At 47.3% G+C, this 26879-nt stretch carries 18 protein-coding genes and 1 pseudogene; 10 read left to right on the plus strand and 9 right to left on the minus strand.

All coding sequences use genetic code 11. The features are described 5' to 3' along the window. Window positions 1-62 precede the first annotated feature (62 nt). Window positions 63-425: a hypothetical protein gene (locus AACV32_RS16120; RefSeq protein WP_019282795.1), complete on the plus strand. Its 363-nt coding sequence runs from the start codon at window positions 63-65 to the stop codon at window positions 423-425. A 5-nt stretch (window positions 426-430) separates the two neighbouring features. On the opposite strand, the gene AACV32_RS16125 is transcribed toward AACV32_RS16120, so the two are convergent. Beyond that, window positions 431-1279: a MurR/RpiR family transcriptional regulator gene (locus AACV32_RS16125; RefSeq protein WP_170895487.1), complete on the minus strand. Its 849-nt coding sequence runs from the start codon at window positions 1277-1279 to the stop codon at window positions 431-433. Between the two features lie 242 nt (window positions 1280-1521). On the opposite strand from AACV32_RS16125, the gene murQ reads away from it, so the two are divergent. Both murQ and murP read left to right on the plus strand, forming a co-directional pair. Next, window positions 1522-2424, plus strand: a complete 903-nt coding sequence (gene murQ / locus AACV32_RS16130) for an N-acetylmuramic acid 6-phosphate etherase (protein ID WP_047688473.1) — start codon at window positions 1522-1524, stop codon at window positions 2422-2424. A gap of 29 nt (window positions 2425-2453) precedes the next feature. Then, complete coding sequence (gene murP / locus AACV32_RS16135) at window positions 2454-3902, plus strand: PTS N-acetylmuramic acid transporter subunit IIBC (protein ID WP_017045935.1); 1449 nt, start codon at window positions 2454-2456, stop codon at window positions 3900-3902. Between the two features lie 139 nt (window positions 3903-4041). Here the strand turns inward: murP and AACV32_RS16140 are convergent, their stop codons facing one another. Further along, window positions 4042-5874 carry an ABC transporter ATP-binding protein gene (locus AACV32_RS16140; protein ID WP_017050611.1) on the minus strand — a complete coding sequence of 611 codons (1833 nt, stop codon included), beginning with the start codon at window positions 5872-5874 and terminating at the stop codon, window positions 4042-4044. 143 nt (window positions 5875-6017) lie between these two features. Between AACV32_RS16140 and AACV32_RS16145 the strand changes: the two genes are divergently transcribed. The 4 genes from AACV32_RS16145 (at window position 6018) to fhuB (ending at window position 11886) form a co-directional block, all read left to right on the plus strand. Beyond that, complete coding sequence (locus AACV32_RS16145; protein ID WP_170895486.1) at window positions 6018-8114, plus strand: TonB-dependent siderophore receptor; 2097 nt, start codon at window positions 6018-6020, stop codon at window positions 8112-8114. Window positions 8115-8219: 105 nt separating this feature from the next. Then, complete coding sequence (locus AACV32_RS16150; protein WP_170895485.1) at window positions 8220-9005, plus strand: ABC transporter ATP-binding protein; 786 nt, start codon at window positions 8220-8222, stop codon at window positions 9003-9005. Beyond that, complete coding sequence (locus tag AACV32_RS16155) at window positions 8996-9922, plus strand: iron-siderophore ABC transporter substrate-binding protein (RefSeq protein WP_170895484.1); 927 nt, start codon at window positions 8996-8998, stop codon at window positions 9920-9922. Before AACV32_RS16150 ends, AACV32_RS16155 begins: the two co-directional genes overlap by 10 nt. After that, entirely contained in the window at window positions 9919-11886 is a 1968-nt protein-coding gene (gene fhuB, locus AACV32_RS16160; protein ID WP_017050615.1) for a Fe(3+)-hydroxamate ABC transporter permease FhuB, read from the plus strand. The genes AACV32_RS16155 and fhuB overlap by 4 nt, the downstream gene beginning before the upstream one ends. Before the next feature lie 171 nt (window positions 11887-12057). Here fhuB and AACV32_RS16165 read toward each other — a convergent pair whose 3' ends face one another. Continuing rightward, window positions 12058-12546 (minus strand): TIGR00645 family protein, encoded by a 489-nt coding sequence (locus AACV32_RS16165; protein WP_017045929.1) that lies wholly within the window; start codon window positions 12544-12546, stop codon window positions 12058-12060. A 288-nt stretch (window positions 12547-12834) separates the two neighbouring features. Between AACV32_RS16165 and AACV32_RS16170 the strand changes: the two genes are divergently transcribed. The 3 genes from AACV32_RS16170 (at window position 12835) to AACV32_RS16180 (ending at window position 19515) form a co-directional block, all read left to right on the plus strand. After that, window positions 12835-15633 carry a M16 family metallopeptidase gene (locus AACV32_RS16170; protein ID WP_170895483.1) on the plus strand — a complete coding sequence of 933 codons (2799 nt, stop codon included), beginning with the start codon at window positions 12835-12837 and terminating at the stop codon, window positions 15631-15633. A gap of 329 nt (window positions 15634-15962) precedes the next feature. Beyond that, window positions 15963-18851 (plus strand): Ig-like domain-containing protein, encoded by a 2889-nt coding sequence (locus AACV32_RS16175; protein ID WP_170895482.1) that lies wholly within the window; start codon window positions 15963-15965, stop codon window positions 18849-18851. A gap of 391 nt (window positions 18852-19242) precedes the next feature. Beyond that, the gene (locus tag AACV32_RS16180; protein WP_017048247.1) at window positions 19243-19515 is read left to right on the plus strand and encodes a hypothetical protein; all 273 of its coding nucleotides are present in this window, start codon (window positions 19243-19245) and stop codon (window positions 19513-19515) included. Window positions 19516-19528: 13 nt separating this feature from the next. Here the strand turns inward: AACV32_RS16180 and AACV32_RS16185 are convergent, their stop codons facing one another. The 6 genes and pseudogenes from AACV32_RS16185 to citS all read right to left on the minus strand — a co-directional run bounded on the left by AACV32_RS16185 (window position 19529) and on the right by citS (window position 26843). Beyond that, window positions 19529-20212, minus strand: a complete 684-nt coding sequence (locus AACV32_RS16185) for a response regulator (protein WP_017048248.1) — start codon at window positions 20210-20212, stop codon at window positions 19529-19531. 2 nt (window positions 20213-20214) lie between these two features. Further along, window positions 20215-21921, minus strand: a complete 1707-nt coding sequence (locus AACV32_RS16190) for an ATP-binding protein (RefSeq protein WP_156117094.1) — start codon at window positions 21919-21921, stop codon at window positions 20215-20217. 70 nt (window positions 21922-21991) lie between these two features. Then, complete coding sequence (locus AACV32_RS16195) at window positions 21992-23293, minus strand: sodium ion-translocating decarboxylase subunit beta (protein WP_017048250.1); 1302 nt, start codon at window positions 23291-23293, stop codon at window positions 21992-21994. 15 nt (window positions 23294-23308) lie between these two features. Then, on the minus strand, window positions 23309-25123 hold the full coding sequence (gene oadA, locus AACV32_RS16200; protein ID WP_017050619.1) for a sodium-extruding oxaloacetate decarboxylase subunit alpha: 1815 nt from the start codon (window positions 25121-25123) through the stop codon (window positions 23309-23311). A 17-nt stretch (window positions 25124-25140) separates the two neighbouring features. Then, window positions 25141-25510 (minus strand): annotated as a pseudogene (locus AACV32_RS16205) (OadG family protein). Then, window positions 25503-26843 (minus strand): citrate/sodium symporter CitS, encoded by a 1341-nt coding sequence (gene citS / locus AACV32_RS16210; RefSeq protein WP_017050620.1) that lies wholly within the window; start codon window positions 26841-26843, stop codon window positions 25503-25505. The pseudogene AACV32_RS16205 and the gene citS overlap by 8 nt, the downstream one beginning before the upstream one ends. Between the last annotated feature and the right edge of the window lie 36 nt (window positions 26844-26879).

Here is a 26879-nt window from a genome sequence, read left to right on the forward strand (position 1 = left end):
TTTTGGTCCTTCATTATTAAGCCGCCATTGCTTATGATGAGGCAAACATCAAGGAGGCTGGCGTGAAATTTGAGTCGATTCATCAAGAAGTTATCTCCGTTGAGCGTTTTACATGGCGCTGCTTACGCTATGCGGCGATCGCTGCGTTACTGCTGTTGACTGGCCTCATTCCCGGAGTGGTGGGTTTTGTCTACCTAGCTGATCTCCCAGCGGCGCAAGCGTGGTTGAATGCGCTTTCGATGGTCAGTGGTCTCGAGCTTCCCTACCCGATAATCAATCTGTATCTTGCGCCGAGCTTGCATCTCTTTTTAGCCTTTTACAGCTTATTTATCGAAACGGTCTTTTTCGTTTCATTGGCTACCCTATTTGCACCGATCATTCATCGCGTTTTTCATCGCATGCACTGCATTGAAGAGAGCGATTAGTTCCGTTAAAAGATTTGACGAATATCAGATGAAATGTCTTGGATCAATTGACGCGCCGACTCGTCTCTTTGCTGTACAAGAGTAATAAACAACAGGTCGGTTAGAACGTTCTGCGCGGTGCGAGAGGCGATGGATGAGCTGCGATGTTCACTTTCATCGGCAATCGTATCAAAAGAGAGATCGGCTAATTCACGTAATCGATTTTTCTTCGGAGAGGTGAGCGCGATAACGCTTGCTCCTTGCTGCTTGGCCGCTTCGGCGGCAATCAAAATCTCTTTTCTCTCTCCTGAAAATGAAATCACAATTTGAACATCTTGCGCACCTAGCGTGCGTGCGGTGGCGATTTGTACGTGGCTATCTTGTTCTGTGAGCGCTGTGATGCCTAATTTCAGGAGCTTAAAAGCCAAATCTTTTGCGGTGAGCGCCGAGCCGCCGATGCCGATAATTTGCACGCGGCTGGCGAGGTTTATCCACTGTACCGCTTGGTTGAAGTGGGGAAATGAAAGCGCGTTGGTGGTGTGAAACATCGCCTCTGTTTTCGCTTGCACCAATTTTTGTGCGATCACCGCCAGTGGGTCGTCAGCCAGAATATTGCTGTGCAGTGGCGTGGTCTGAAACGCCAATTTACGGCCAAGCTCTTCGGCCAGCGCTAACTTAAACTCACTGTAGCCCCTAAAGCCAATTTTCTGGGTAAATTTGATAATGCTCGATTGGCTGACTTTTGCGTGTTCGGCCAGTGCTTGGCTGGTGGCGAGCGCGGCTTTTTCTGGATGAGCGATGATCCAATCGGCGATTTGTAATTCACTGCGAGAGAGTTGAGTGCGGCGGCTGACGATTTTATGCATCACAGACATGCGCGATCCTTGTATTATTTTGAATAAATTATTCCAAATTTTAAATAACAACACTTTAGTATAGTGTCTTGTATTGGCTGGAGTTTTTCTATTATCTTTAAAAGATTTCGGTGCATTGTAGGCCATTATTCCATGTAATGGCTGGTCAAAGAATAACCTTTGTTGTGATTTTTGTCACTAAAATGGAATATTTTATTCCATAGAATCGCCCTCAGTTCCGAATTCAAACCGAGAAATAGACGATGAACCTAGACCTAACCCAGTTGGTTACCGAAAGCCGCAACCCTGCCAGTGCTGACATTGACACCCTTTCCACCTTAGAGATGCTGCAAGTCATTAACCATGAAGATCAACTGGTCGCGTTGGCGGTTGAAAAAACCTTACCGCAGATAGCGCAAGCGGTGGATGCCATTACCTTGGCATTTCAAGCGGGTGGACGTTTGATCTACATGGGAGCGGGAACCTCCGGTCGCTTGGGGATTTTAGATGCTAGCGAGTGCCCACCCACCTACGGCTCTGATCCTAAACAAGTGGTTGGGCTTATTGCGGGCGGACACCCAGCAATTCTTAAAGCGGTTGAAAATGCCGAAGACAATGTTGAGCTTGGGCAAAGCGATCTGAAAAATATTAATTTGACCCGCAACGATGTGGTGGTGGGTATCGCCGCCAGTGGTCGCACACCCTATGCGCTAGGCGGCATGGCTTACGCTAAATCACTGGGTGCAACGGTTGTGGCAGTAGTGTGCAACCCAGATTGCGCGATGCAGCACGCGGCTGACATTGCCATTGTGCCTGTGGTGGGCGCGGAAGTGGTCACGGGCTCTTCACGTATGAAAGCGGGCACGGCGCAAAAACTGGTGCTTAACATGTTAACCAGCGGCGCGATGATTCGTTGCGGTAAAGTGTTTGGCAACCTCATGGTCGATGTCGAGGCGACCAACGCTAAGTTGATTCAGCGCCAAAATAACATTGTGGTCGAAGCGACTGGTTGCAGTAAAGAGGAAGCAGAACAAGCACTGAGCGCCTGCCATCGTCACTGTAAAACCGCCATTGTAATGATTCTTGCGGGGCTAAGCGCCGAGCAAGCGACGCAAAAACTGGCCAAGCATAATGGTTTTATTCGCGCGGCACTGAATGATCAATAACCCGACTGGATCTATCCAAGGATGTCCCAATGGCAAAAATAACCTCAAATATGATCGCCAAGCTGCTTAGTGCAGTCGGTGGTAGTGGCAATATCGGTAAGTGTGGCAACTGCATGACGCGCTTACGTTTAACATTAAATAATACGGCATTGGCCGATCAGGCTCTGCTGAAAACCCTTCCCGGCGTAATGGGCGTGGTGGAGAGTGACCAACAACTGCAGATCATTTTAGGCCCAGGCAAAGCGCAAACGGCGGCCGATATGATGAATGAGATGATCGCCAACGGTGACGGTACTGAGACGGATATGGCCGTAACTGCCGATCTATCCGCGATTGCTGCTGAGCAGAAAAAGCAGATGAAGAGTAAACAGACCAGCGGCGTACAACGTTTTTTAAGCAAATTTGCGACCATTTTTACGCCGCTGATCCCCGGTTTCATTGCTGCGGGTTTGTTGCTTGGTTTTGCCACTTTGCTGGAACAAATGTTCGTTATCGATCAATCGCCTAGCCAGTTTATGCTCGATCTCATTACTTATATGAAAGTGTTTGGTAAAGGGCTATTTGCTTTCTTGAGTATTTTAATTGGTTATAACGCGCAGCAAGCTTTCGGTGGCTCGGGTGTTAATGGTGCCATTTTAGCTTCGCTGTTTGTGCTGGGGTATAACCCAGAGGCGACAACGGGTATCTACTCGGGTATGAGTGAATTCTTTGGCTTCGCCATTGACCCGCGCGGCAACATCATCGGGGTACTTTTAGCCTCTATTTTGGGCGCGCAAGTAGAACGTAAAGTGCGCCAATACATGCCTGATGATTTGGATATGATCTTAACCTCTGTGGTGACGTTACTCATCATGGGCGCGGTGACTTTCTTGGTGATCATGCCGATTGGTGGTGAGCTGTTTAAAGGCATGTCATGGTTGTTTTTGAACCTCAATGATAACCCGTTGGGCGCGGCGTTACTGTCGGGTTTGTTCTTAATTTCGGTGGTGTTTGGTATTCACCAAGGGTTTGTGCCAGTCTATTTTGCGCTGATGGATGTACAAGGGTTTAACTCTCTGTTTCCTATTTTGGCGATGGCGGGCGGCGGCCAAGTGGGTGCGTCACTGGCACTCTATTTCAAAGCGAATAAAGATGCGTTGCTGCGCACGCAAGTGAAAGGGGCGATCATTCCCGGTATTTTGGGGATTGGCGAACCACTGATTTATGGCGTGACCTTGCCGCGGGTTAAACCGTTTGTCACCGCTTGCATTGGTGGGGCGGCGGGCGGTTTCTTTGTCGGCTTAGTTTCTTACCTTGGTTTGCCAGTAGGATTAAATACGGTGTTTGGCCCGTCAGGCATTGTCGCCATTCCATTGATGACTTCCGAGCAAGGAATTTTTGCTGGGATGATGGTATTTGTTGGCGGTCTTTTAATTTCCTACACTGTTGGTTTTCTCGCGACCTACTTTTTTGGCTGCAAAGATGTCGATTTAAGCTAACTCACCCCCCCTATGTATGGTATGCAAAATACCTAAACTCGAAAGTGAGGGTATTGGGTGAAATAGCGCGGCCTTTAGCACATCTTCTTTCTCTGTTGGATGTATCTAAAGGCCTTTTATTTGGCCTAAAGAGCATCCACTACGCAAGTTCGCCTATAAAACCACCCGTTTGATGCGCCCATAGCTGAGCATAAACGCCTTGTTGTTGCAGCAACTCTTGGTGTGAGCCTTGTTCAATGATTCGTCCTTCATCCAGCACAATTAAGCGATCCATGGCAGCAATGGTTGATAAACGGTGCGCAATGGCGATCACGGTTTTGTTTTCCATCAGCGTTTCAAAATTTTCTTGAATAGCCGCTTCCACTTCTGAATCTAGGGCCGAGGTGGCTTCATCCATGATCAGAATCGGTGCATTTTTTAATAGCACTCTGGCAATCGCAATGCGTTGGCGTTGGCCGCCAGAGAGTTTGACACCGCGTTCTCCCACTTGAACATCGTAGCCGAGGTTGCCATTCTCATCCTGCAACTGCGCGATAAAATCATGAGCATGCGCTTGACGGCTTGCTTCTATCAGCGCCTCTTCCCCGGCATCTGGGTTGCCATAGAGAATGTTGTCGCGGATTGAGCGGTGCAACAGAGAAGTATCTTGCGTGATCATACCAATGTGTTGGCGCAATGAATCTTGGCTAACCTGCGAAATATCTTGCCCATCAATGCAGATTTTGCCGCCATTCAAATCGTAAAATCGCAGCAGTAAGTTAACCAGTGTGGATTTACCCGCGCCCGAACGACCCACTAACCCCACTTTTTCGCCCGCTTTTAACTCAAAGTTAAGAGCTTCGAACACAGTGTTCTCTTGTCCATAGTGAAAGTGAACGTTATGGAAGCTGATTTGCCCTTGCGTTACTTGCAGTGGCGGCGCATTGGCTACATCCGTTATGGTTACTGGTTGCGACAAGGTATTCATTCCATCCACCACAGTACCGATATTTTCAAATAGTGCACTCACTTCCCACATGATCCATTTCGACATGCCTTGTACGCGCAGCGCAATGCTAATCGCAATCGCAATGACACCGACAGTCACTGAGGCATCGAGCCACAAATTGATTGATAAAGCGGCGATAGAAAACAGCAGTAAATAGTTGATGGCGTCAACACTCCACAACAGGCACGTCACCATGCGCATCTGTTGGTACACGGTGTTCAAAAACCGTTTCATGCTGCTTTTGGCGTACTGCATTTCTCGCTGTGAATGGGAAAACAGTTTCACGGTGGCAATGTTGGTGTAACTGTCGACTATGCTGCCCGTCATAGTTGAGCGAGCATCGGCTTGATCGGTCGCTACTTTTTTCATCTTGGGAATGAAATACAATTGAATGATGATGTAGGCCACGAGCCAAATCAGAATCGGGATCATCAAGATGCGGTCAGATTCGCCCATCATCCAAATCATCGAGACGAAGTAGACCGCGATGTAAACCAGTACATCGACCAGTTTCATCACTGTTTCTCGCACGGCGAGGGAGCTTTGCATCACTTTGGTGGCAATTCGCCCCGCGAAATCGCGTTGGAAAAAACTGACGCTCTGTTTGAGTAAGTAGCGGTGGATCATCCAACGTATCGACATCGGGTAATTACCCAGTAGCGTTTGGTGCATGATCATGGAGTGGAAGAAAGCCAGCAGCGGCATAATGACCACCACCAGCGCGGCCATTACCCACAAGCGTTCACTTTGATCAGCCCAGAATGTGGCACGTTGTTGGCTGCCAAGCATATCAACCAATTCACCCATATAGCGAATGAGGGTGACTTCGGCAATCGCCACACAAGCACTGAGCAGTGACATGACCAATAACGGTACTTCAAAACCCCGCGTGTAATGACGGCAGAAGGCTAATAAGGAGTTAGGCGGTTGTTGCGGCTCTTCTTTAGGAAACGCCGTCGTGAGATTTTCAAACCATTGAAACATAGGTGATCAACTTATGGTGATGTGCGAGTGAGATTCATTCTTATTTTTATCTGTTAAATATTGAATTTATCAGTAAAATGACGGGCAATAATAATGATAATAAAAACGTTTCTCAAACTAATTAAAGCAGGAGGTATCCTTTAATGGATCTCATTCGCCCAAGCTTGCTGGGGACAGCAATTCACAACATATTAAAAATCAGCGCATTACCTTGTCTGTTCATGGTTTCGGCTACGGCACAAGCTGAGCAAACACCGCCACCAGTTTTAGACACGATCGTGGTAACGGCATCGGCATTGAAAGTTGATACCCCGACACAAGAAACTGCAAAGTCGGTCACTGTCATTGAACGTGATGAACTCGACCAGCATAACGTACAAAAACTGGATGAAGCATTGCGCTATACGCCGGGATACACCTCACCTTATGGCGCGGATAACGACGCCGAATGGATGTTTGTGCGTGGTTTTGAACCGAGTGTCTATCTCGATGGTAACCGTCTTTATAAAGAAGGTTTCTTTGCTTGGACGGTTGAACCCTTTGGTTTAGAGCGAGTTGAATTGGTGAAAGGCCCGTCTTCGGTGCTGTATGGTGAGTCCATGCCGGGCGGTATTGCCAACGTGGTGCAGAAAAAGCCGACTGATGGCGCGCAGCATTCCGTATCTCTGTCGGTGGGGAATAAAAATTACCAGCAGTTGGGTGTCGATATTGCCGATTGGGCCAACCAAGATGGCAGCCAGCGCTACCGCCTCGTGGCGATGGTTAATCAAAAAGAGGGTGAACTGGATGGCATTGAGAGCCAGCGCGTTTATGTTGCGCCAAGCTACGCTATCGATTTATCAGATCAAACCACGCTAACGCTGATGGCCACTTTCTTGAAAGATAACGGCGTGCCACAAAACGGTTTCTTCCCAAGCGATGGCACATTAGTGGCGCTGCCCAATGGTGAGACGATTGCGCCTAACCGCAACTTTGGCGAGCCGGATCACGATGATTTCGATAAAACACAACTGTCGTTCGGCTACCAACTCTCTCATCAACTGAACGACACTTGGAGCCTCAAGCAAAACTTCAACTACGCCTATGTTGATCTGTACCTACGAAGCTCTTCGGCCTATCAAAATGCTTGGCAAGACAGCGACCCATACACATTGGCACGTTATACCTTGATCAATGATGGTGATGCACACAGCGTAACCTTAGATAACAACGCCCAAGCACAGTGGCAAAGTAGCCAATTTGAGCACCGCTTACTGACCGGGTTTGACATTCAGTATCACCAAAATAAATGGCTGGGTAATGGCACTGGTTCACAGGTGGACGTGATCAACAGCCTTAATCCGACCTACGGCAATGTGCCTGATCTCTCAAGCAGCTTGTATGACAATGAGATTGTCAAACAGCAACTGGGTGTGTACGCGCAATATCAAACGAAGTGGCAACAGAAATGGGTGCTGAATTTAGGTGGCCGCTACGACAAAATTGATGTTGAAAGCAAAGGTTTGAATAAAGATGAGCTTGATGATGGCCAACTGTCATTAAACAGCGGTTTGATCTATTTAGCCGATAACGGTTTGTCACCTTATGTGAGCTACTCAGAATCTTTCTATGTGATCAGCAGCTTAGATTTCACCACCAACAAACTCTACAAACCCGTTGAGAGCAACCAAACCGAGGTGGGTGTGAAATACATGCCAAGCTGGCTCGATGGCTATGTCAATCTGGCGTGGTTTGATATCGATCAGAAAAACGCAACCGCCTCTACCGTCGGCAGCAATGGCGCGTTAACCACCAGTCAATCGGGCACAAAAACCAATACGCAAGGGTTCGAAGTGGAAGCTCGCATGGCTGTGACAGAGAATCTGATGCTGAATGCCAGCTACACCTATCTCGATGCTCATACGGGTGAAGGAACGAGCCAGAAGCGCAAGTCGATGATTCCGCGCCACTTAGCGACAGGTTGGGCGAGCTATGATTTTGCAGGCCTTGGAATTGAGGGGCTGACGTTGGGCTCTGGCGTGCGTTATACCGGAACGTCTGTGGATGCCTCGCTCGATAAAAAGGTGCCTGCTTATATGCTGTGGGATGCAATGGCAAGCTACGCCATCAATACACAGTGGGATGTGCAGGTTAACCTCAATAATATTTTGGATGACGAGTCCCTTGCTGGTTGTGATTTCGGAACCTGCTATTACGGCGAATCACGCCGTATGGTGGCAAGCGTGAATTACCGCTGGTAAGTCAGCATGAACTCACCTTCGCTGAAGGTGAGTTTGACGGTTTTTGAACATTCCCGCGCCGGCGGGGATGTGTGTTTTAGGTGGTTCGATTTTTGGGGGAGAGTGATGTTTACCTTATCAAATGTTCAAGTGGTACGCGGTGGACGAAGCATTTTATCGATTGAATCACTGAATATTCCCACCACAGAGTTAACTGTGGTACTCGGCCATAATGGCTCTGGTAAATCCACGCTGGTGAGTTTGATTTCTGGTCAGCAAGCACCTGACCGTGGCGACGTGTTACTTAACCAGCAGCCGATTGCCGAGCTCAGCGCCAGAGCGCTGGCTAAAGCGGTGGCGTTTTTACCACAAAAATTGCCAACTTCAGCGGGGTTAACGGTACGAGAGTTAGTGCGCCTTGGGCGTTTTCCGTGGCGTGGTCCTTTTGGTCGCTGGCAAAATCAGGATGAAGTGATCATCGATCAAGCGATCGCCCAAACCGGCGTCACTGAATTTGCCTATACCTTGGCAGATGAATTGTCTGGCGGTGAAAGGCAACGCGCTTGGGTGGCGATGCTGTTGGCGCAGCAGTCTCCAGTGCTGATTTTAGATGAGCCAACCTCGGCGTTAGATGTGCAGCACCAATATCAGTTAATGGCTCTGCTTGCGCAATTAAACCAAACACAAAGCTGCGGAATTATCGTCATTTTGCATGATCTGAACCTTGCGCTACGTTACGCGACCCACATTGTCGCGCTCAAGCAGGGCAAGGTTGCTTTTGAAGGCGATGCCTCTTTATTGGCCGATGAAGCACGTTTATCGGCGCTTTATCAAACGTCGATCCAACTCCTGGATCACCCAATGTCCAATTCAGATTCTCACACGTATAAGGTCGCGATTGTATGTGCTTAAACCTTGTAAAGCGCTGGCTGGTTGCTGGCTTACTCTCTGTTTTTTCGAGTGTCGCTTTTAGCGCGCCATTGACCGTACACGACAGCCGCGGAGAGCAAACTCTACAGCAGCGGCCACAACGTGTGGTGGTGCTCAATTGGGATTTACTTGAGCAAGTGATTGAACTGGGTATCACACCCGTTGGCGCGCCAGAGCTTGCCAGTTATCAAGATTGGGTTGTCAAACCGCAAGTGCCGCAAGGGGTAGAAGATATCGGCACGCGCGTTGAACCCAATTTGGAAAAAATTGCTGCACTAAAACCAGATCTCATTCTCGCTGCTGCGCCGCAGCAAGATTTAATCACACCGTTAGAGCGCATTGCTCCGGTGCTCTATTTCTCTAATTTTCAAGCCAGTGATGACAGTGGCGCAGTCGCGATTGACCATTTTCGCCAATTAGCGCAGCTCTTTGACAAGCAAGCGCTCGTCGAGCAAAAACTGACCACAATGACGGAACGTTTTGCGCAGTTAAAAGCACAAATTGGCATCGCATTTTCTCATCAAACACCCGCGGTGGTGGCGATGCGTTTTGCTAATCCAACCTCGGTGTTCCTTTACGGTGAAAACTCCACCACTCATTATGTGTTAAAGCAATTGGGCTTGCATGAAGCGCTGCCTCAGCCCGCCAAAGAGTGGGGGATTGTGCAACATCGGTTAACGGATTTGCAGTATGTTGAGCAAGGTTATGTGCTCTATTTCTTGCCATTTGCCCAGCAAGCACAGCTAGAAAAATCAATGCTTTGGCAAGCGATGCCGTTTGTGCGTCAAGCGCGAGTGAACTCGGTTGAGAGTGTCTGGAACTACGGCGGCGCGATGTCACTACAATACATTGCAGAAGCGCTGACACGCAGTTTGCTTGAGGTTGCGCCTAAGTCATGAACGGAAAACTGTTTCTCGCACTGAGTAGTGCGCTGCTGCTTGTGGCAATGCTCAGTGTGCAAATTGGCAATGGCGTTGATCTAGTCACGCAATGGCAACTGTTGTGGGCGCAACGTGAAGCGAGCTCTTTTGCGGAGTTCAATTTCCTATATGGTCAATTGCCCCGTTTGGTGATGACGTTGCTGGTGGGCGCGATGTTAGGTTTGGTCGGCAGTGTGATGCAACAACTGACGCAGAATAACCTCACTTCACCATTGACGCTGGGCACCTCATCTGGAGCTTGGCTGGCGCTGATTATTCTCAACATTGGTTTTCCAAGCCTAGTTGCCAGTTACAGCGCGTTGGCGGCAATGAGTGGTGCTTTGCTCGCATTTGCGTTGATCGTGGTGATTGCGGGCGTGCGTAACATGACGGGCTTGCCGTTGATTGTGGCAGGCATGGTGGTGAACCTGCTACTTGGCGCGATTGCGACGGCACTGATTCTACTCAATGAACAATACGCCAAAAACGTCTTCATGTGGGGCGCGGGCGATCTGGCGCAAAATGGCTGGGATTGGGTGCAGTGGTTGCTGCCGCGGTTATCGGTCTCTTTATTGATTTTACTGTTTGCACCAAGGGTTCTGACGTTATTGCGTTTAGGTCATCAAGGTGCTGCGGCTCGTGGTCTGCCTGTCATTCCTGCATTTTTAATCTTAATGGTGCTCGGGATTTGGTTGGTTTCAGCCTCGATTACAGCGGTGGGCGTCATCAGTTTTATCGGGCTACTCACGCCAAACATCGCCCGTGCTATGGGGGCAAGAACGCCCAAACAAGAGCTCTATTCGAGCTTACTGCTTGGCGCGTTACTGCTTTTATTAACCGATATGCTCGCAATGTGCTTGAGCCTATGGACTACGCAAGTCATCGCCAGCGGTATCACAGCCGCGGCGATTGGCGCGCCCGCATTGATCTGGTTTAGTCGCCGTCAGCTCAAGGCGCAAGATACATTGACTATCTCACTGCCTCAGTCGCGCGCATCATTAAGCCGTGTCGCACTATTGGGGGTGTTGTTAATGATGCTGGCAGCACTTGGGTTGCATACGTTGTTTCAAATGAACGAACTCAGTTGGCAATTGGCGCTGCCAAGCAGCTATCAGTGGTCATTACGCTGGCCGCGCATGCTCACCGCATTGTGTGCCGGTATTGGTCTTGCCCTGGCTGGTAGCATTTTGCAACGCTTGATATACAACCCGTTAGCCAGCCCAGATATTTTAGGGGTCTCGTCAGGGGCGACGTTTGCGTTGGTGTTTGCCAATCTCTTTTTAGGTCAAAGCTTGTTAGCCGCTCATTGGGTGACAGCGTTGTTGGGTAGTTTGCTGGTGTTGGCGGCATTAGTTGTGCTGGGTAAGCGCCACCAATACGCCGCGTCGAGTTTGATTTTAACCGGGATAGCCATCACCGCACTGCTTGAATCCTTAGTGCAATTTTGTTTGGCTAAAGGGTCAGAAGACAGTTATCGAATTTTACAGTGGTTAGCAGGCTCAACCTATCGCGTTACGCCTGACCAAGCGCTGTTGCTGGCCGTTTTGGTGCTGTTGCTGGCCGCGGCCACCATCGCACTGTCGCGTTGGCTGACTTTAATCTCCATTGGTCGTCGTTTTGCCAGTGCGCGTGGCGTTAATGCGCAAAGCACCAGTTTGATTTTATTGACCATTGTGGCGCTGTTATGTGCGTTGGTGACGGCGACGATGGGGCCAGTGTCGTTTGTGGGTTTGATTGCGCCACACATGGCGATGATGCTAGGCGCGCAGCAAAGTAAAACCCAACTGTTGGTGGCAAGTTTAGTCGGTGCATCATTAATGTTGTGGGCGGATTGGCTCGGACAGGTGATCGTTTATCCGATGCAAATTGCGGCTGGCACGCTAGTGGCGATTCTCGGTGGGAGCTATTTCTTGCTGTTACTGTTGGTCAACCGTTCAAAATAAGCCCAGTCTATTTACTGATGGTATTTTAGCATCGTAACAAAGCTGCTCACTGTGCCAGATAAGTCGTTTTTCTTATTAATAAAATGATGGTAGTGCCTTGGCATAGCAACGATATTTAACCCACATGATCGATAGTGTTAACGAATAGCCCTGTGTATACAGGGCTTGCGGCTATTTTTTGGTGATTTTATCTAAATAACCCATCGCAAAGGCCGATAAGACAAAGGTAATGTGCAGCAGTAAGTACCACTTAATTTTTTCACTGTCGATATTTTCAGTGTTCATGAAGACTTTCAGCAAATGAATTGAGGAGATGGCGACAATCGATGCCGAAACCTTATTTTTCAACGATCCTGTGTCTAATTTTCCGAGCCAGCCGAGCTTATCATCCTCTTCGGCGATATCAATTTTAGAGACAAAATTCTCATAGCCTGAAAACATCACCATCACAATCAATCCACCAACCAATGAAATATCAATCAAAGAAAGTGTCACTAAAATCAGGCTGACTTCATCGGTGCTCAAGATGTTAGGTAACAGATGAAACACTTCTTGGAAAAATTTAATGCCTAATGCCAGCAGCACTAAACTTAACCCCAAATAGATAGGGGCCATAATCCAGCGTGCTGAATAGAGTAGTTTTTCGACGATATTTTCCATAATTATTCCGTTTATGATCTCCACGAAGTATGTGGAATAAGGGGTGATAATACTGTGTTTTCTTGTGATTTGGCTACGTAATTGCACAAAGTTTTTGTAGAGCAATATAAGCCAGTCAAGCTGATATTCAAGGGGGTGTGGTACGCATTTGATCACCATGGCATGATGTTGAAAATATTGTACTGTTTTGTATGGAATTGTCTTGATGTATTTATAAATTCAATAAATGGGTGATAATAAGCGCTCAATTCGAATGAGTGTCGTTCCATACATACTGAGAATCTTAATTTGCGTAATATTCTATTTTTTCACCCATTGAGCTTATTATTGCTGCTTGTCATATCGGCCAGTTCGCTATCGACGGAGTTACCTAAAAGTCATCGCATTCACGAAGGTCAGCTTGAAAACGGCTTAAGGTACCAATTAGTCCATAACACGACACCTGCTCATACTGTCATTATGCGTATGCGCATTGCGGGTGGTTCTTTAGTCGAGTCAGATCAAGAACAAGGCTTGATGCATCTTTTAGAACACATGGCGTTTAAAGGTTCGGACTCTGTAGCCGAAGGGGAGATGATTCGCCAACTTGAACGCTTAGGATTAAGTTTTGGATCCGATACCAATGCGGTGACTCAATTCAATCAAACCGTGTATGAGTTCAATATTGCTCAAGGAGACTCACAAAAAGTAGCAACTGGTTTGTGGCTTATGAGAGAGATTGCGGATCGCCTTAAGCTTGAACCAAAGGCGTTGGAGCAAGAAAAACCGGTTGTTGTGGCGGAATGGAAAGAGAGAAATTCCGCTGATGTTGAGAATTACCGTCAACAGCTGAGCTTCTTATATCCGAGGAGTCCTTTGTCAAAACGTTTGCCAATTGGTGATCTCGATGTAGTAAAACATGCTAGCTCAGAGCAGTTACGTTCACTCTATCAACGCTTTTATACGCCAGAACGTACCACGATCATTGTGGTGGGAGACCTTGATGTTGCTCAGGCCGAAGAGCAGATCAAACGACTTTTTTCTAACTGGGTACCTCACCGGGATGCGGTACCGCTACGGGCTGACCATTTGATGTTGCCTGCAGTAAGGACACACTTGCAAGCCGATGTTTTCTTTGATGCTCGTTTGCCGACCCAAATTTCGCTTGGTGTGATTGCACCACAAGAGCGACAAGCAGATAGCGTTGAAAGTCGCCATGAAATGATCCTTGAATCAATATTGTCGAACTTACTCTACCAACGGTTACTTCCCCATCTGATAGACCAAGAGGGGATAACGAATGCTTTTGTGAATATTGAACAAGATTTCGGTATCGCATCACGGATGGAATTGTCACTGGTAACCTTGCCCGAGCAGTGGCGGCATGGGCTAACATTACTTGAACAGACAGTGCGACAAGCGATTCGATATGGCTTTAATCAGAGCGAAATTGATCAAGCGATCAAGGCAATGCATGCTGATTATCAGCAAAGAGCAGCAAGTAGCGATACCTTGCATAGTTTTTCGATTGCGCAACGCCTAGTGGCAAGTGACACTCAGCAATTTGTCCCAACTGAACCGACGTTTGAGCTTGCTCTTTTTGAAGCTTATCAACCTCAAATCACCGCAGCTCGATTACACGACCTGCTTACAGAACGTTGGCAAGGTAAGCCGTGGATTTATCTTTCTGGGCCATACAAGGTTGAGAAAATCAATCAAACGCTACTCGATGTATATGAACAAAGCCAAAAGCAGCCAGTAGAGCCTTATCAAATATCATCGGTCGAGGCATTTGCCTACCGTGAATTTGGTGAGGCGGGCACGCTCGTTCACGACAAGCGAGATCCCGAAACGGGGATTCGGATGTTGAAATTTGCCAATGGCGTTAAGCTCAACATCAAGCCAACCGAGTTAGAGAAAAACATCATCTACCTCAATCTTTCATTAGGTTTTGGCGAATATCCGTTACCTAGAAAAGAGGGCATTCAGGCACTGTTTAATGATGGCTTTGTTGCGGGTGGGTTAGAGCAACATTCGTTGCAGCAGCTAATTCATCTCTTTTCTGCTGTCAATGTGACGACGGGGTTTAGTGTGGGAACGCTTGGTTTTGCGAGTCAGGATTTCACCAATCAAGCATCGCTTGACCAACAGTTAGCACTGCAAACGGCATTTTTAACGAGCCCGGGCTGGCGAGAAGAGGGGATGAACCAATTTCGTCAACGAGTACAGGCAGCGAGTAACAGCCAGAACACGACGCCAGAAGAGGCATTTTGGACGGTGTTACCTGAATTATTGCACCCTGACGACCCACGATTTCGTAGCCATGACGAGGAACTGTTAAAGCGTCATTTTTCAGAATTAGTTCCAGTGTTTGCCTCGGCGGTAGATAAAGGCCTTTTAGAAATTGCCATTGTGGGTGATCTTGACGAAGAGAAAACGATTCAATCGGTTGCTAAAACACTGGGCGCTTTGCCGCGTCATCCAGAAAAAGAGCTGCAAGTTGAGCGCGTTGAGTTTCCACCAGTGCCTGCATCACATATTGTTGAGCATCAAGGTTCAGCCAATGCCGCGGCACTGGCTTGGCTGTGGCCAACGACCGATAAGGTGAATGCCGAACACTACGCAAAACTGATGCTGCTTGAAGAGGTTCTCCGTATTTTGTTGACGGAAGAAGTGAGAGAAAAGGCTGGCGCGAGTTACTCACCTTACCCATTTAGCAGCAATGATTTTCTTCCCACAGGATTTGGTTATTTGGGGCTGTTCAGTGTGACAGACACAACGCAACTTAAATTAGTGGAAGAGAGTTTTGATGCGGTATTGTCTCGAGTGAAAGCTGATCATGGCATCGATGTTGATATGTTGCAACGAGCGAAACAACCGCTTCTACAATGGTTAGATAGCCTGCCAGAAAAGAATGTATTTTGGCTTGATGTCGCATCGCTAACTCAAACTTATCCGCATCGCTATAGTCGTTGGCAGGAGGTTCGTCACGCCATCAATCAGGTGAGTACGAATGATCTGCGTCATGTTGCTAATCAATATTTACAAGCAGACAAACGACTGAGCGTTAAGATATTACCCAGCACTACTTCTGCAATCTCAAAATAAAATCAGCCCCCTATTGGGGGCGTTATTTTTATGATGAAGATCATCATTTTTTATATTTTTTGGCTTAATGTTACTTATTTAAATATAGGTAATATAATGTTCACGATTTCGTTTTATTAGAATAAAAACTCAAAATTTATCATGGATTTAATTTATTTTAAAATGTTATTAATATGATTTTATGCATTCATCTTAATTATTTGGATTTTAAATAAACATTGATTGTCATTCCAAAAATTATTTTAAGCGAAAATTGTTGATGTTAATTATTAACGGTGGTGCTAATAAATATACTGAATATTATAAATTTAATATGAGGGTATAAAATAATGTTTAATCAAAAAAACACGTCAGTCTCAATGGCCGACAAAAACTATTACCGGGTCTTAGGCCTAACCATGCTTTTTTCGGGTCTATTGCTAAACCCAATATCTCAGGCTATTGCTGTTGAGTTTAGGGCGGATGCGGTAGCTGAGTCAGAGGGGCAGTGGTGGAGCACTTACACCTTAGCGATTAAAAATACAGGAGCAGAGTCAGCGGATATGCGCGATGCGGTAATCGAATTTGTATTACCCGTTGCGATTAACGATATAGGTTGGCAATCATCGGCGCTATCTCATCCTACGTGGAATCTATCTCATACCGCTCAAGCGGGCGGTATTCTCCATTCAGTGGCGCTCAAATTCCCTGAAGGTGCTTGGGTTGACAGTGTTCTGAATTCCTCAGAATCACTCTCCTTGACGATAGCTTTTGCTGGTTCATTGGAAAACCTGAGTGCTTTTGAAGATTCTGTTATTGTGAAAATGGAAGGGGGCATCACACCACCGCCCGATTTTTCGCTAGATATTCTCTCTCCAGCGCCAAATTCAGTGGTATACACGGGCACAGACGTTAGCATTATGGCTCGTATTGATGGTGAGAGTGCCGGTAAGCTTGAGTTTTGGGCTAACCAAGACAAAATTGCTCAACAACCATTGAAGCAAGGTGTCACCGAGTATCAGCAAGTGTGGCAACCGAAAGAAATAGGAGCCGCTTCCATTTCAGTTATCGCGTTCAATGAGGAAGGCGATAAGCTCTCTGAGCAAAGCGTGCCTGTTTCTGTCGAGTCAGAATCGACGGCGCCTAATCCTCCGGTCGTTGAGTTCATTTCCCCAGAAGCGGGATCATCCCACCCACAAGGCACAAGTTTGACGATCTCTGCTGAAGTGACCGATGCTGATAATGATCTGGCTACCGTTAAATTTTTTGCTAATGACACCGAAGTTTGCAGTATCGATGCCAAAACAGAGCAAGTGTTCTCTTGTGACTGGACCCCTCAAACGGCCGGAAGCGCTGCATTACGTGTTGAAGCGCAAGATGATGAACGGCATGTAACACAAAAAAATCTGACGATTACGGTTACTGATGTGAGTGGTAGTTGCGGTGACGTTGCTCAGTACCAAGATGGCGTGAGCTATCAAGTGGGAGATGAGGTAACCAATATTGGCCATATCTACGCATGTAAAATCGCAGGTTGGTGTGGTAACCCAGTATGGACACCGGGTACTGGGCATCCAAATTATCCAGATGCATGGAAAGATGCATGGAATGACGTTGGTGAGTGCGATCCTAACCCTGTTCCTGAAGTGCATGTTCAATCGCCAGAAAATGGACAAAAAATAGCACCTAATCAGCCATTTGAGGTGGTCGTTGAGGCGACCGACGATACCCAAGTGGCGCGTGTCGATGTTCAATTGAATGGCGAAGTCGTTGCAACATCCACCTCTTCTTCGGGCGATCTCTATACCATCACTGTGCCTGCTCAAGTTGAAGGACAATACACTCTCACGGTTGCCGCGTATGACGATCAAGGCGCAAGTGCTCAAACTGCACCGATTTCGATTGCCATTACTGATAAAGATCTGCTGGTGTCACTCTCTTCCCCTGTAGACGGTTCAAGCTTCTTTGAAGGCCGAGCGATCTCAATCAAAGCGGATGCTAAGAGCTATGAAGGTGAGGTGACGTCCGTGACGTTTATTGCCAACGGCAAGGTGCTGAATCAAGACACCGAAGCACCTTATGAATATGAGTGGATTGGAGCGCAAGCAGGTAACTACGCTATTTACGCAAAGGCGCTCAACAGTGCCAATCAAGAGCAAATGTCAGCCCCATCCAATATTACAGTGAAAGCGAGTACCGGTGGTGGTGGCCTTGCCGATAACCCAGACCGTGCCATTAGTTATCTCACTTCTTGGGGATTAAGCGATTATGAAAAACTGTTTAATTCTGAAGGTGACGGTTATTTATTATCGTTTGGTAAATGGGATGCTAGCGGTAACATTACGATTTCTGATGACATGGTAACCCCACCAAGTTACAACCCAGATTGGATGCCATCTCAGTACTTAGCGTGGTCAACCTTAAAACACGATAATAGCAATGTCACCATGATGGTCGCGTTTGGTGGTCAAACTTATGAAAGTATTTGGTCTGCGATTGGTAGCGATGTAAATCGGGAGGCGGTGGCCAATGGCCTCGTTGAATTGGTCAACAAACCCTTCCCTGTCTATAAGAAGAACCTAAAACCAGAAGAGGTGGTGGGTGACTGCCTTGCGGCGGGGGGTGATGGCCAATGTGATTACAGCAAGTACCAATTAGCGGGTTATGTGCAAATCGATGGTCTTGACTTCGACTTCGAGAAAGCAGCGCGCATTACCGATAAAGAGAACCAAGACCTAACCGCATTGATTAAACTGATACGCCAAAAAGTGGGAGACAATAAAGTGTTGTCGCTGACCACATACCATGTCGGTGCTGATCCTGTGGCATGCATGGATTCAAGTGTGTTTGAAAATTGTTCTTACGTTGAGCCATCAGGTCGCTCGTCTCACCATGGTGAAGTGATCGATCTGTTACAAGCAACCAAGAACGATTTCGATTTCTTCAACGTCATGACCTATGACGCCGGCCAAAACTTCCTCTACGATGTCGCGATGGCCAATTACGCTCAATACATTGGAGATAAGTCGAAAATTGTTTTGGGCAATACGATCAATAGCCAGTGGGGGCCAAACGGCAATTTTGTGGAGAGCCGTGAAAACAACCTCAACCGTGCCAAGTGGCAAAAAGAGAATGGTTACGGTGGTTTCTTTATCTGGGCGTTGGGTTCAAATAATCAAAGTCTGAGCATGGAACAGCAAGTCGAGTACTTCAACGAAATGATCAGTGTCAGTAAGTAGCCTGCATGGTTACTTTGTGAGTTAACTAGATAACGGAAGGCCATGGTGCCTTCCGTGTTTTTATCCATCGTCATCAACTTAATCTGAATCGCCGAAGCTGAAATAGAGAACCTCATGCGATATTTTTGATTTTTTATGAATGCTGGTATTAAACATAACAATATTTAATTTTACTTAATGAAAATTTGGTCATTCCCAGCTCCTATTTTGCGGCCAGGCAACCAGTTACCCTCCACGCCATTACAACGTGACTACTTCAACGTTCATCGCTATATAAATACATAAAAACCAATAAGATTTTTTCCGTTACGGCGAACTTTGAATTACTTCATGCTCAGGCGAGTCGAAATCCATTGTAATAGAGCGACTCAATAGCCACAGTGGTGATGCGATGTTAGTTAGAAAGGTTTCTAGAGATTTGGCTTCTGCTCAAGCGCGAGAAAATTGGTTGGCGTATTGGCAACATTTTAGCCGTGAAAGTCAGGCGTTTTGTTCCGAGATTAACTGTTTAGCACCGTCTTCTCAGGCGATGTTGGTAAAATGCGATAAAGATGAGGAAGGGGTGTTTGTGATCCCACTTTGTCAGTGTCATAGCGACAACTTAGAAGGGGTGCTGGAAATAGGGGAGAGTACCGAAGTGCTCCCCTTCCATTACACTTTATAAATCAAAGCGGTAGTTAGCGTTTTTGGTAAAGCCGCTCAGGACGACCTACCCGACCATGCTGGATACAAGCTTCCAGAAAACCACTGGCCACACAATATTCAAGATAACGTCTGGCGGTGGTTTTGCTGATCCCAATCGCTTGTCCTAACAACTCTGCGGTGTACGCGGTTTGTGGTTCATGGTGATAAATCTCTTGGATTTTGATCAAAGTAAGTTCATCTATCCCTTTGGGTAAACTATCGAGTTGCTCAGTTTTAGCCTGAAAATTAAACAGTTCATCAACGTGGCGCTGATTGACGCTGTCATTAGCGCGCAGCGAGCTAGTGTATTTTAGATAACGCTCCAGCGAGTTTTGCACTCGATCATAGGCAATTGGTTTTAACAAGTAATCAAATACTCCGCAGCGAACGGCTTCGCGTACTGTCTCCATATCGGAAGCGGCAGTGATAAAAATCACATCTGGTGCTTGCGGTTGATGAGTTAGCTCCTTTAAAAACTCTATGCCACGACCATCGGGTAGGTAGTTATCTAAAAAAATCAGTTTAGGCTTGAGAATGCGCACCATGTTACGTGCTTCATTAATACTTTGTGCCACGCCAACAGGGCGAAAGCGGGTAGTTTGTTTGAGATAAAAGCTGTGCACATCAGCAATGCTCGTTTCATCCTCTACGATCAATACGTCGATTAATTCCATCATAATCAGCTCTTATTATGCCCTTCAGCTAGTGGTAAGTGGTTTTCCGCCACAAGTGTTTTGGGTCGATTGGGAATAAAAATAGAAAAAATAGTCCCTTGCGGCTCTGCACTGTCGATAAGTATCGAACCATGAGCCTGAGTGACAAATCGATGAACAAGGTAAAGTCCAATACCGTGTCCTTGCTGGTTTTTGCTACTCACTCCCTTGAGAAACAAGGTTTGGGCAATGTCGGCAGGAATGCCATTGCCATTATCTGCCACTTCAATCACCAACTCTTCACCGTTATCGGTCAGCAGCAGCGATATGGTTTTATTGTTGTTTGGGTTTTTTAGCGTCGCTTCAAATGCGTTATCCAGTAGGTTACCGAGCACTGCCGCCAGCTCATCTGACGTCATGCATTGCGGCTCTTGATGTAGATGTGACATCGGGTCGAACTCCAAGCACAGCCCTAGCTCTTTGGCACGGCTGTATTTACCGAGCAGTAATCCTGCGATCACTTTGGGATGAAAGGTCTGGGAGATGAAATCGATCAGTTGCTGCTGCTCGGCGGTTTCGCGGCGAATGGTTTTGACGGCTTCATCGTATGCGCCGATTTGAATTAAGCCGCCGATGGTGGATAGTCGGTTAGCAAACTCGTGACTCATTACGCGTAGGTTATCGTTGTGCTGACGGATCTGGCTAAGCTGGGAAGTCAGCGTATTGAAGTCGTTGCGGCGACGAAAACTCACCACCCAACCAATTTGCTGTTGCCCTGAATTGATTGGCACACGGTTCGCCACCAAGGTTTCACCATTACAGCTAATCAGTTCATCTTGCTGGCTGGTGCTGTTTTGCTGTGCTAACTGACCAAACGGACTAGCACCCATGAAAAAGTAAGTCGGAGTGATGAACTCTTGAACATTACGTCCAATTAGATGATTCGGTTGGTGGGCAATGCCAAGAATATTAAGTGCCTTAGAGTTCACAGAAAGGATTTCACCTTTCAAGCTAATCGCAACTATTCCTTCATACACACTTTGTAGAATGGATTGCTGCAGGTTGAGGTTCATGGCGATCTCTTCCGGCTCCATATTGAACATCTGTTGCTTGATATGGCGGGTAAACAGCCAAGCGCTCAATCCAGAAAGCAGCATGAGTAGGGCCACAGTACTGAGCATTGGATAGGAGTAAATGCGTAGCCAATCACTGATATGATCGAGTAAATAGCCCACAGAAACCACACCCAGAACCTGTCCGGAAGGTGAGACAACCGCAGCCTTACCGCGAATTGCCCAGCCTAGGCTGCCTTTTTGGGTTGAGGTGTAATATTCGCCCTCTTTTAACGCTCGACTGCTGTCACCGCCTTGCATGGGTAAACCAATTTTTCGCTCATCTGGATGGGCAATGCGAATACCATTGGCATCGCCAATCACAATAAAGTTGGCATCTGAAATGCGTTGTAGGCGATCGATTTTAGTCTGTACTTCGGTGAGACGATTTTGTTGGATTAGGGCAATTAAATTGGGGTCAGTCGCAATCTCACGCGCTTGAATCAGAGCCTTAGTGCTGATCTGATCTTGTAGGGTTTCACTAAGAGTTTGATGGAAAAAGCCGGCTACCAGCAAAAGCTGGATCACTACCATAGCAACCAGTAGTGCACCGACCCTTTGCTGAAACGAAAGAGTCTGGCAGACTTTGGTGTGTAAAAAGTGGGCTAGTGATATTTTCATGCCGGCGAGTCTATCCTTGCTATAAGTGAGGCTTATTGATTGGAGTCTAAGAAACACCAATCAATAATGTCTATCCCATCACATATTTGATCATGACTCCTGCCGCTACTGCAGAGCCAATGACCCCAGCGACGTTTGGTCCCATGGCATGCATCAGCAAAAAATTCTGCGCGTTGGCTTCTAGCCCGACCTTGTTGGAGACGCGTGCCGCCATCGGCACGGCAGAAACTCCGGCTGAACCAATCAGTGGGTTGAGTTTGGTGGTGGAGAAACGGTTCATCAGTTTAGCCATCAAAACCCCTGCGGCAGTACCGACACAAAACGCAACAATACCGAGCACCAAAATGCCGATAGTTTGTGGCTGGAGGAATTTATCCGCCATCAGTTTCGAACCGACTGATAGGCCAAGGAAAATAGTCACTATGTTAATCAGTGCGTTTTGCGCTGTGTCGGATAAACGCTCCACCACACCACACTCACGCATCAAGTTGCCAAAGCAGAACATACCGAGCAGTGGCGTTGCAGAAGGCAGTAAGAGCGCAATCAAAATCAGTAACAGCAGTGGAAAGCCAATTTTTTCTAGCTTGTGTACCTGGCGTAGTTGATGCATCTGAATTTTGCGTTCTTCTTGCGTGGTCAGCGCACGCATTATCGGCGGCTGAATCATAGGCACTAACGCCATGTAAGAGTAGGCTGCGACCGCAATTGCCCCCAACAATTCAGGTGCGAGCATGCTCGAGACGTAAATTGCCGTAGGGCCATCCGCACCACCTATGATGCCAATCGCCGCAGCTTGCGCCACGCTAAAATCCATTACCCCTAAACTGCTTAATGCCAATGCACCCAGTACGGTAGTGAAAATACCAAACTGAGCCGCCGCACCGAGCAGCAGGGTTTTGGGGTTAGCCAGCAGTGGACCAAAATCCGTCATTGCCCCTACGCCCATAAAAATGAGTAGAGGCCCAACTCCGGAAGCGATAGCCAGACTATAGAACAGATAAAGCATACCATCGCTGTACTGATACTGCTCGGCCAGCAAGTGCAAGGTGGTCATTTGTAGTGGCGTTGCGCTACTCAATGCTTGCTTAATGTCCAAAGGCATGTACGAGCTAAGTTGTAGTACTTTTGAAAAGGCCGTCATCACTTCCGGTTTGGCGGCATACAAGGCATTTTCTATCGCCGACATGGCAAGCCCTGCATCAGGCAGATTAGAGAGAATGCCACCAAACCCAATAGGCACTAGTAGCAAAGGCTCAAAGCGTTTAAAAATAGCCAGATAGAGCAGCGTTAAACCGACAAGGATCATGATGGCTTGCCCCCACTGGAGGTGGAATAGGCCAAAATCACGCACCATAGCTAAAACGTTTTCCATTATTTTTGTCCCTGATTATGCTAGTACTAGCAAGGCGTCGCCGACTTGTACTGCATCGCCTTCATTGACTTCAATGACACTGATCACTCCGGCACGTGGTGCGCGGATTTCAGTTTCCATCTTCATCGCTTCTAAGATCAGCAAGACATCGCCTTCAGCCACTTCATCACCTGCTGCCGCATGAATTTTCCAGATATTGCCAGAAAGGGGTGCTGCGAGGTTTTCACCTTCTGCTGCACTCGGTACTGGTGCGTTATTGGCCGATGCTGCTGGCGCGACATGTGTCAGCTCGCCGCCTTCATCTACCTTCACCACATAGCTTTGGTTGTTGACGGTAATGGTGTAGACACCGTTACTTGCGACGGACTGACTTTCCACTGACGCGGCTTTGGCTTTTGCCGCAGGCATTTGAGAGGCGTCACCAGTTTTTGCTGCTTGTGGTGCGGGTTCAAATGCTTCTGGGTTATGGCGATTCGCGAGGAACTTCCAACCCACTTGATCGAACAGCGCAATGGTCAGCACATCATCAATCGCATTCTTGGCGAGAGTGATGTGTTGCTCTTTAGCTTGCTGCAATACGCGGTCTTGCAAGGTTGGCATTTCAGCAGTAATCAAATCAGCGGGGCGGCAGGTTATGGGCTCAGCACCTGCTAATACTCGAGCTTGCAACTGCACGTTGACCGGCGCAGGTGTTTTACCGTATTCACCTTTCAGTACTCCGCTGGTTTCTTTGGTGATGGTTTTGTAACGCTCACCCATTACGACGTTGATCACCGCTTGTGTACCCACGATTTGTGACGTCGGAGTCACTAGTGGCAAAAAGCCAAGCTCTTCACGTACACGCGGGATCTCTTCGAGCACTAAATCGAGTTTATCCAGTGCGTTTTGCTGTTTGAGTTGGCTTTCCATGTTGGTCAGCATACCGCCCGGGACTTGCGCCACCAAAATACGTGCATCACTGCCTTTCATCATGCCTTCAAAGGCGTGGTATTTTTTGCGTACATCGCGGAAATAGGTCGCAATATTTTCGAGCTTAGCGATATCCAACCCGGTGTCGTAGCCCGTGCCTTGCAAGGTGGCGACCAGAGATTCCGTCGCTGGATGACCATAAGTGCCACTCATGCTGGAAATCGCGGTATCGACCCGATCAACGCCCGCTTCAATCGCTTTGAGTAAGGTCATATCGGCAAGGCCAGCAGTAGAGTGGCAGTGCAGATGTAATTCGACATCCACTTGTCTTTTCAGGGTTGAGATTAACTCTTCGGCAGAATACGGGGTTAAAATGCCGGCCATATCTTTAAGGGCAATAGAATCGACACCCAGCTCCGACAGTTGCTGCGCTATGTCGACCCAAGTTTGTAAATTGTGCACTGGGCTTGTGGTGTAACAGAGCGTGCCTTGCGCATGTGCGCCCATCTTTTTCACCGCTTGTAGAGCTTGTTGCATGTTACGCACATCATTCATCGCATCGAATACGCGAAACACATCCATGCCATTTTTCACTGCGCGCTCGACAAAGGTATCCACTACATCATCAGCATAGTGACGATAGCCGAGTAGGTTTTGTCCGCGCAGTAGCATTTGCAGTGGCGTATTGGGCATGGCTTGTTTGAGCAAGCGTAGGCGTTGCCATGGGTCTTCGCCTAAAAAGCGGATGCAACTGTCAAAAGTCGCGCCTCCCCAACATTCCAAAGACCAATAGCCGATCTGATCTAATTGCTGCGCAATCGGCAGCATGTCGTCAATCCGTAAGCGAGTGGCAAAAAGAGATTGGTGAGCGTCGCGTAATACGACATCTGTTACACCTACGCGTTTAATCGCCTGAGTCATCTGTTATTTCTCCTTCACTAAGATAATTTTTGTTGTGCTTTATGGTGATGGATAGCTGCAGTGAGCACCGCGAGCAACTCACCTTGGTTTTGTTTGGATTTAGCCTTATTGGCTGGTGTTTTTTTATTGCCCGTTTTGGTTGGTACTTGAGGCGGGGCAAAACGTACAACCAAGTACGACATGGTGCGAGTTGCAAATACTAAGAAAATCAAAAAGATGAACACAAAGCCCATCCCCAGGGTCAGCAAATTAATCCCTTCGAGGAATAGTGAGGTTGATTGCATAGTCACTTCCAGTGATAAAAACAGGGTTGAAAATAGGGAGAAAAAAGAGGCGCGCTAGGCGCGCCAAATAATCCCAAGGAGCAAGGGTTAAAGAGTTAAACAAACATACCGAACACCACGCTGGCGATAACGAGCACAATGCCGCCACCCAGACGTGAAGAGATTTGTGCGTAAGAGAGCAAATTCATACGGTTAGAGGCCGCGAGCACTTCAAGGTCACCAGAACCGCCGCGATTAGCCATACACAGACCTGCGGTGATAGAGGATTCAATAGGATAGAAGCCCATCGCCCAACCACCTAAAGCAGCACCCAAAGTCGCCCCAAGTACAATAACAGTGGCAATAATCACGTTAGTAAAGGTTAAGGCATTGATGATTTCCGCCAGATCGGTGTAAGCAATACCAACGCCGACCATCAATAGCCACAGCATCTGTTTTGAGAAGAAATTCGACAGGCGTTTCGCGCCCTCTTTGATTTCATCACTGCACAAACCCGCCGCGTTAAGGATGGCGATGATCACCACCATGTAAGCAAAAGTGTGAATCTGAATCGAGCCAAAACCGGGCAGAATTTCTTTCGATAAAGCGTAAGAGAAGGTGTACACACATGCGGCCAGCATTAAACCAATCGCAATTTCACGGTGAGTGATATTAAGATTTTGGGCTTCTTCATTGACGTCTAGTTTTGATCTGCGTACTAGCTCGCCATTGCCAGTTAATAATGGGATCTTTTCACCAATAATGTTCAGAGCAGCAGCTACGATGATAGCCACTATATTAGCGATAGTTAAAATGGCGACCGCTACTGAGTAGTATTGTTCTTTTGAACCACCAGTGACCGATTCATATATCTCGGAAAGTGGAATTGCACCTGCGCCATTACCACCGCCCATAATCGGCAGCACATACAGCATCATGATGCGATCAGGGGTGATACCAAATACGAGGCCGATAGCGATACCAAATATCGCCGCACCGGCAACCGCAGCCAGAATGGTTGGAATGTAACCGGCTAGAGAGCGGATCAGTAGTTTACGGTTGACCGCCAAAATGGAGCCAGTAATGAGTACTGCGATGAACAGATCCAAGAACTTGCTCTTATCCATCACTTCGGTCACGGTTTTTATTTCACGGTCGCTGAGCCAGCCCATGTGGACGAACCAAGCAGCAACCAAGAAAATCATTACCGGTGCACCGCCGATGTATTTATTAAAAATAGGTAGGCGTTTGCCAACTTCGCCAAATATCGCGCCGATGACAAACATAAAAGAAAAACCACCGACCAGACCGCTAGGTAAAGTGTCAGTAATATGGGCGGCTAATACAGTGATCAGTAAAAATAAAAATAAAGGGAGTGGAGTGCCAAATATTTTTATCTGGCTTAGATTCAATCCACCTGCGGACTTTTTATCTAAATATAGGGTTTTTTCGTTCATGTTTTTATGTCCAATGAGGTTATTAAGACCTTTACT

This window comes from Vibrio sp. B7 (assembly GCF_963888765.1).
Lineage (GTDB): Bacteria > Pseudomonadota > Gammaproteobacteria > Enterobacterales > Vibrionaceae > Vibrio > Vibrio anguillarum.

Coding starts and splice junctions, on each gene's coding strand:
- AACV32_RS16125 (WP_170895487.1), bottom strand. CDS start 1,279: ATGTCTGTGATGCATAAAATCGTCAGCCGCCGCACTCAACTCTCTCGC.
- murQ (WP_047688473.1), top strand. CDS start 1,522: ATGAACCTAGACCTAACCCAGTTGGTTACCGAAAGCCGCAACCCTGCC.
- murP (WP_017045935.1), top strand. CDS start 2,454: ATGGCAAAAATAACCTCAAATATGATCGCCAAGCTGCTTAGTGCAGTC.
- AACV32_RS16140 (WP_017050611.1), bottom strand. CDS start 5,874: ATGTTTCAATGGTTTGAAAATCTCACGACGGCGTTTCCTAAAGAAGAG.
- AACV32_RS16145 (WP_170895486.1), top strand. CDS start 6,018: ATGGATCTCATTCGCCCAAGCTTGCTGGGGACAGCAATTCACAACATA.
- AACV32_RS16150 (WP_170895485.1), top strand. CDS start 8,220: ATGTTTACCTTATCAAATGTTCAAGTGGTACGCGGTGGACGAAGCATT.
- AACV32_RS16155 (WP_170895484.1), top strand. CDS start 8,996: ATGTGCTTAAACCTTGTAAAGCGCTGGCTGGTTGCTGGCTTACTCTCT.
- fhuB (WP_017050615.1), top strand. CDS start 9,919: ATGAACGGAAAACTGTTTCTCGCACTGAGTAGTGCGCTGCTGCTTGTG.
- AACV32_RS16165 (WP_017045929.1), bottom strand. CDS start 12,546: ATGGAAAATATCGTCGAAAAACTACTCTATTCAGCACGCTGGATTATG.
- AACV32_RS16175 (WP_170895482.1), top strand. CDS start 15,963: ATGTTTAATCAAAAAAACACGTCAGTCTCAATGGCCGACAAAAACTAT.
- AACV32_RS16180 (WP_017048247.1), top strand. CDS start 19,243: ATGTTAGTTAGAAAGGTTTCTAGAGATTTGGCTTCTGCTCAAGCGCGA.
- AACV32_RS16185 (WP_017048248.1), bottom strand. CDS start 20,212: ATGATGGAATTAATCGACGTATTGATCGTAGAGGATGAAACGAGCATT.
- AACV32_RS16190 (WP_156117094.1), bottom strand. CDS start 21,921: ATGAAAATATCACTAGCCCACTTTTTACACACCAAAGTCTGCCAGACT.
- AACV32_RS16195 (WP_017048250.1), bottom strand. CDS start 23,293: ATGGAAAACGTTTTAGCTATGGTGCGTGATTTTGGCCTATTCCACCTC.
- oadA (WP_017050619.1), bottom strand. CDS start 25,123: ATGACTCAGGCGATTAAACGCGTAGGTGTAACAGATGTCGTATTACGC.
- citS (WP_017050620.1), bottom strand. CDS start 26,843: ATGAACGAAAAAACCCTATATTTAGATAAAAAGTCCGCAGGTGGATTG.